This window comes from Streptomyces sp. NPDC054863, from assembly GCF_053610825.1.
This window is the reverse complement of the sequence record NZ_JBSGZD010000395.1, coordinates 1-5,982: the sequence shown is the minus strand read 5'-3', so window position 1 is coordinate 5,982 and position 5,982 is coordinate 1. Positions and strand designations below refer to the sequence as shown.

At 71.3% G+C, this 5,982-nt stretch carries 5 protein-coding genes; all 5 read right to left on the bottom strand.

Features of this window, described 5'->3' with window-relative positions; all coding sequences use genetic code 11:
- Positions 1 to 131: 131 nt before the first annotated feature.
- The 5 genes from ACWGIG_RS36140 to ACWGIG_RS36120 all read right to left on the bottom strand — a co-directional run bounded on the left by ACWGIG_RS36140 (position 132) and on the right by ACWGIG_RS36120 (position 5,832).
- Positions 132 to 932, bottom strand: a complete 801-nt coding sequence (locus ACWGIG_RS36140; protein WP_453325947.1) for a DUF3159 domain-containing protein — start codon at positions 930 to 932, stop codon at positions 132 to 134.
- A gap of 3 nt (positions 933 to 935) precedes the next feature.
- On the bottom strand, positions 936 to 1,334 hold the full coding sequence (locus ACWGIG_RS36135; protein WP_398422217.1) for an OB-fold nucleic acid binding domain-containing protein: 399 nt from the start codon (positions 1,332 to 1,334) through the stop codon (positions 936 to 938).
- Between the two features lie 219 nt (positions 1,335 to 1,553).
- Positions 1,554 to 2,240, bottom strand: a complete 687-nt coding sequence (locus ACWGIG_RS36130; protein WP_453325946.1) for a response regulator — start codon at positions 2,238 to 2,240, stop codon at positions 1,554 to 1,556.
- Between the two features lie 53 nt (positions 2,241 to 2,293).
- Positions 2,294 to 4,837 (bottom strand): DUF4118 domain-containing protein, encoded by a 2,544-nt coding sequence (locus ACWGIG_RS36125; protein WP_453325945.1) that lies wholly within the window; start codon positions 4,835 to 4,837, stop codon positions 2,294 to 2,296.
- Positions 4,838 to 5,094: 257 nt separating this feature from the next.
- Positions 5,095 to 5,832 (bottom strand): ABC transporter ATP-binding protein, encoded by a 738-nt coding sequence (locus ACWGIG_RS36120; protein ID WP_453325944.1) that lies wholly within the window; start codon positions 5,830 to 5,832, stop codon positions 5,095 to 5,097.
- Between the last annotated feature and the right edge of the window lie 150 nt (positions 5,833 to 5,982).

Sequence of the window (5,982 nt, the reverse complement as noted above, 5' to 3'; positions counted from 1 at the left end):
GCACCGAGTCACTCGGTGCGGGCCCCTCCTCTTGGGCCGGTCTCGTACGCAAGCCTCGTCGGCCGTTCTTGTACGCAGGCTTCGTGGGCAGGCCTCGTGGGCAGGCCGCGTACGCAGGTCTCGTCGGCCGGTCAGATCTCGCGCTGCTGCGCGGCGGCCTTCTTGCGCTCCTTCTCGGCCTTCTCCTCGGCCTCCATCTCCGCGAACACGTCGATGGGGGCGGGCGCCTTCGCCAGGAAGACCCAGGTCAGCCAGACGGCCAGCAGGAACGGCGGAATCTTGAGGGCGACGACGACCCAGCCGAACTTGGTGGTGTCGGCCCACCAGTACAGCGGGAAGAGGATCGCGCACTTGGTCAGCAGGATCAGACCCCAGGCGTAACTCGCCTTCGTGTACGCCTTCTTGCGGCCGGGGTTGCGGGTCCGCCAGGAGAGGTTCTCCTTGAAGACCGGGCCGAGCATCAGGCCGATCAGCGGCACCCCGGCCGCCGCCGTGACCAGGTACGCGACGGAGAGGCCCAGCGTGTAGAGCATGCCGGGCAGCATGAAGTCCTTGGCATTGCCCGTCATCATCGCGAAGACCACGCCGAAGGCGACGCCGAAGACACCGCTGAAGGCGTGCTTCATGGAGTCCCTGCGGACCAGCCGGGCCACGACCATCAGGAGCGAGACGCCGAGGGCCGCGATGGCCGAGACGTGCAGGTCCTTGTTGATCGTGAAGACGGTCACGAACAGCAGCCCCGGCAGCACCGTCTCCACCATGCCGCGGACGCCGCCGAACGCCTCGAAGAGGGCAGCCTCGGTGACGGCCTTCGCGGCGGGGTCCTGCGGGGGCGCGTCCTGCGGGACGACATGGGGCTGCGCCGCGTCATGGGGCTGCGCGGCGCCGTCGCCTTGGTGGGGGGTCGTGGTCGGCTTGTCGAATGACGTCACCGGCTACTCCTGTCCGAGCGGTCGGAGTTCGTATTTGGGATTGAAGAGCACCCGGCGGCCGTGGCTCATGGAAATCCGGCCGGAGGCGATGAGCTTGCGGCCGGGCTCTATGCCCGCGATGGAGCGGCGGCCCAGCCAGACGACGTCCAGGGGGGCCGTGCCGTCGAACAGCTCGGCCTCCAGGGCCGGCACTCCGGCGCGCGGGCGCAGGGTGACCGTGCGCAACGTACCAGTCACCTTGACGATCTGTCGGTCGTCGCAGGCGGATATGGGGGTGCAGCCGACGGAGTGGGTGTCCTCCTGGAGCTCCGTGCAGTGCAGGTCCTCCTGGGAGCTGGACAGGCGGTCGAGCATCCGGCGGAACCGCCCGGTCGACTTCTCGGGACGAGGTACGGCACTCATACGGGAAGCGTACCGGGGAGTGGCCCGCCGGGGTCACCCGCCGTAGTCACGATCACCGCTCGAAGCGGTATCCCATCCCCGGCTCCGCGATGCTGTGTCCCCCGGGGGCACCCCCCCCCGGACCCCCGGCCCCGCACCTACCGCTCGAAGCGGTACCCCATCCCCGGCTCCGCGATGCTGTGTCCCCCGGGGGCACCCCCCGGACCCCCGGCCCCGCACCTACCGCTCGAAGCGGTACCCCATCCCGGGCTCCGTGATGAAGTGCCGCGGGTGGGCCGGGTCGGCCTCCAGCTTGCGGCGGAGCTGGGCCATGTAGACCCGCAGGTAGTTGGTCTCGGTGCCGTACGACGGACCCCAGACCTCCTGGAGGAGCTGTTTCTGGCTGACCAGTCGGCCGGTGTTGCGTACGAGCACCTCAAGGAGGTGCCACTCGGTGGGGGTCAGCCGGACGTCGCGGCCTTCCCGGTGCACCTTCTTCGCGGCGAGGTCGACGGCGAAGCCCTCCGTCTCTATGAGGACGTCGCCCTCCTCGGCCGTACCGACCGGTTCGGCCCTGCGGACGGCGGCGCGCAGCCGGGCGAGGAGTTCGTCCATGCCGAAGGGCTTGGTGACGTAGTCGTCGGCGCCCGCGTCGAGCGCCTCGACCTTCTCGTCGGAGGTGTGCCGGGCGGACAGCACCAGGATCGGTACGCGGGTCCAGCCGCGCAGCCCCTTGATGACGTCCACGCCGTCCATGTCGGGCAGGCCCAGGTCGAGCACCACCACGTCGGGGTGGCGGGCGGCGGCGAGCTGGAGGGCGGTGGCCCCGTCGGGGGCCGCGTCCACCTCGTACTTGCGCGCCTTCAGGTTGATCACGAGGGCGCGCACGATCTGCGGCTCGTCGTCGACCACGAGCACCCGGGTCATGGGGACCTTCCTCACTGCTGTCTGGGCTGTCGGGGTGTGCGCTGCGGTAGGGGTCATGAGAGGACCTGGGCCGAGAAGTCGGGGAGTACGGGCGTCTGGCCCGGCGCCACCTTGAGGGTGAGGACCATGGTCATGCCCCCTCCCGGGGTGTCCTCGGCCGTGAGCGTGCCGCCCATCGCCTCGATGAAGCCCCTGGCGACCGCGAGGCCGAGGCCGACCCCGGCGCCGCGCGGGGCGTCTCCGTACCGCTGGAAGGGCTCGAAGATACGCCCCTTGCTGTCGTCGGGGACGCCGGGGCCCCGGTCGGTGACGCGGACCTCCACCCGGTCGCCGAGCGCGCTGGCCGCGACGGCGACGGGGACGCCGTCCGGGCTGTACTTGACGGCGTTCTCGACGATGTTGGCGGCGGCCCGCTCCAGCAGGCCCCGGTCGACGGCGACCATCGGCAGGGTTTCCGGAATGTCCAGTTCCACGCTGTCGTCCGGTACGCCGACGAGCGCCATCGGAATGACCTCGTCGAGGTCCGTCTCGCGGATGAGCGGGGTGACGGTGCCGGTCTGGAGGCGGGACATGTCCAGGAGGTTGCCCACCAGGTGGTCGAGGCGGTCGGCGCCCTCCTCGATGCCGGCCAGCAGCTCCGCCTCGTCCGCCTCGGACCAGGACACGTCGTCGCTCCTCAAAGAGGTGACGGCGGCCTTGATGGAGGCCAGTGGCGTACGGAGGTCGTGGCTGACGGCGGCGAGGAGCGCGGTACGGATCCGGTTGCCCTCGGCCAGCCTGCGCGCCTCCTCCGCCTGGCCGACGAGGCGCTGGCGGTCCAGTACGACGGCGGCCTGGGCGGCGAACGCGGCGAGCACCCTGCGGTCCTCGGCGGGGAGCACCCGGCCGGACAGCGCCAGCGCCATGTGGTCGCCGACGGGCATGTCCACGTCGGCGTCCTCGGGGCGCTCGGTCGGCCTGGGACCGACGCTGCCCGCGCAGGTCCACGGGTCGACGTCGCTCTCGCGCTCCAGGAGGGCCACGGACTCCATGGCGAAGGTCTCGCGGACCCGTTCCAGGAGGGCGTCGAGGCTGGTCTCGCCGCGCAGCACGCTGCCCGCGAGGAAGGACAGGATCTCGGACTCGGCACGCAGCCTGGCCGCCTGGTGGGTGCGCCTGGCGGCGAGGTCGACGACGGACGCGACGGAGACGCCGACCGCGAAGAAGATCACGATGGCGACGATGTTCTTGGGGTCGTCGATCGTGAGGGTGCGGGTGGGCGGGGTGAAGAAGTAGTTGAGCAGGAGGGAGCCGGCGGCCGCGGCGGCGAGGGCGGGCAGCAGACCGCCGAGGAGGGCGGCGACGACGGTCAGGAAGAGGTAGAGCAGAACGTCGTTGGCCAGGCCGGGGGCGTTGCTGATGCTGTTGAGCAGGAAGGTCATCAGGACCGGCCCCACCACCCCGACCAGCCAGCCGGCCAGGATGCGGGAGCTGCCGAGCCTGGCGCCCCTGGCGACGGGGAGGCCGCGGCCCTTGGCGACCTCGTCGTGGGTGACGATGTGGACGTCCAGGTCGGGCCCGGAGTCCCGGGCGACGGTCTGGCCGACGCCGGGGCCGAAGACGTACTGCCAGGTCTTGCGGCGGCTGGAGCCGAGCACGATCTGGGTGGCGTTGACACCGCGGGCGAACTCCAGCAGGGAGCTGGGTATGTCGTCGCCTATGACGTGGTGGAAGGTGCCGCCCAGGTCCTCGACGAGGGTCCGCTGAACCGCGAGCTCCTTGGGCGAGGCCGCGGTGAGGCCGTCGCTGCGGGCGACGTACACGGCGAGGATCTCGCTGCCGGACCCCTTGGCGGCCATCCGGGAGGCCCTGCGTATGAGGGTGCGGCCCTCGGGGCCGCCGGTGAGGCCGACGACGATGCGCTCGCGGGCCTGCCAGGTGGATCGGATGTTGTGCTCGCCGCGGTACTGCTGGAGGTATTCGTCGACCCGGTCGGCCACCCACAGGAGCGCCAGCTCGCGCAGGGCGGTGAGATTGCCGGGCCGGAAGTAGTTCGAGAGGGACGCGTCGATCTTGTCGTGCCGGTAGATGTTGCCGTGCGCCATGCGGCGGCGCAGCGCCTGCGGGGACATGTCGACCAGTTCGAGCTGGTCGGCGCGGCGGACCACCTCGTCGGGGACGGTCTCGCGCTGGCGCACCCCGGTTATCGACTCGACGACGTCGCCCAGCGACTCCAGGTGCTGGATGTTGACCGTGGAGATGACGTCGATGCCGGCCTGGAGCAGAGCCTCGACGTCCTGCCAGCGCTTGGCGTGCCGGGAGCCGGGGACGTTGGTGTGCGGGAGCTCGTCGACGAGGGCGACGGCGGGATCGCGCTCCAGGACCGCTTCGACGTCCATCTCGGTGAAGGTGGCGCCGCGGTACTCGATCGTGCGCCGGGGCACCTCTTCGAGGCCGTGCAGCATCACCTCGGTGCGCGGCCGGCCGTGGTGCTCGACGAAGGCCACCACACAGTCGGTACCGCGCTCCACCCGGCGGTGGGCCTCGGAGAGCATCGCGTACGTCTTGCCGACGCCCGGTGCCGCACCGAGGTAGATCCGGAGTTTCCCGCGTCCCATGGCCCCATTGTCTTTCTCAAGCAGCTTGCTGCGCTGCTCCTGACCTTAAGGCCACCGAAGGGGATGTTCCGGACAGAGTGCAGGCGGGCGGGGGTGCCTTGACGGGATTCTGATGCTGTCGCACGGGCCGATCAGCTGCTGCGGCACGGCCGGGCGGGCGTACGGTCCCGGGCAGGCGCCCGTACGGTCCCGGACGGCCGTACGGTCCCGGACGGCCGTACGGTCCCGGGCGGGCCCGCGCGGTCGGCCGCCGCCGGTCAGCCGCCGTCCGTTATCCGGCCGTCGCGCAGCTCCAGCACCCGGTCGGCGAGGCCGAGCAGCTGGGCGTCGTGCGTGGCGACCAGGACGGTCACGCCCTCGCTGCGGACGACCGCGCGGAGCAGTTCCATGACGGCGAGGCCGGTCTCGGCGTCGAGCTGCCCGGTCGGCTCGTCGGCGATCAGCAGGGCGGGCCGGTTGGCCAGTGCGCGGGCGATGGCGACGCGCTGCTGCTGGCCGCCGGAGAGCTCGCCCGGACGCTGTGTCGCATGGTCGGCGAGGCCGACCAGGGAGAGCAGCAGGGCGACGCGCTCCTCGCGCTCCTTCGGGTCGGTCCTGCGCAGCCGCAGCGGCACTCCGACATTCTCCGCGGCGCTGAGGATGGATATCAGGCCGAAGGCCTGGAAGACGAAGCCGATGCGGTCCCTGCGCATCTCCAGGAGCCCGTCCTCCCCGAGGCCGCCCATGTCGGTGCCGTCGACGACGACGCTGCCCCTGTCCGCCTTGTCGAGGCCGCCGACGAGGTTGAGCAGGGTGGTCTTGCCGGAGCCCGACCGGCCCTTGAGCGCGATCAGTTCACCGCGCGGGATCGTGAAGGAGACGCCCCGCAGCGCGTGCACGGCAGCCGCTCCCGAACCGAAGGAACGGTGCAGGTCCTCGACCCGGACCATGGGCGCACCGGCCGGGTCCTCCAGCAGCGTGGCGGCGCCCGTGCTGCTGCTCGTGCCCTCGGTCATCGTCGACTCCCCCGCTCGTGCCGCAAGTCCGCGCGGCCATTGTTGCCCTTGTGTTCGGACAACGGGCCGCCCACCGCTCAAGTTCCCTGTTCCCGGGGCGGTTTCGGTCCGTTCATGCCGAACGGGCCGGTGGCCCGCACCCCTTGGAGG

Bases quoted from the DNA above. Each gene is read 5' to 3' on its own strand.
- ACWGIG_RS36135 (WP_398422217.1), bottom strand. From the start codon at position 1,334: ATGAGTGCCGTACCTCGTCCCGAGAAGTCGACCGGGCGGTTCCGCCGG.
- ACWGIG_RS36130 (WP_453325946.1), bottom strand. From the start codon at position 2,240: ATGACCCGGGTGCTCGTGGTCGACGACGAGCCGCAGATCGTGCGCGCC.
- ACWGIG_RS36125 (WP_453325945.1), bottom strand. From the start codon at position 4,837: ATGGGACGCGGGAAACTCCGGATCTACCTCGGTGCGGCACCGGGCGTC.
- ACWGIG_RS36120 (WP_453325944.1), bottom strand. From the start codon at position 5,832: ATGACCGAGGGCACGAGCAGCAGCACGGGCGCCGCCACGCTGCTGGAG.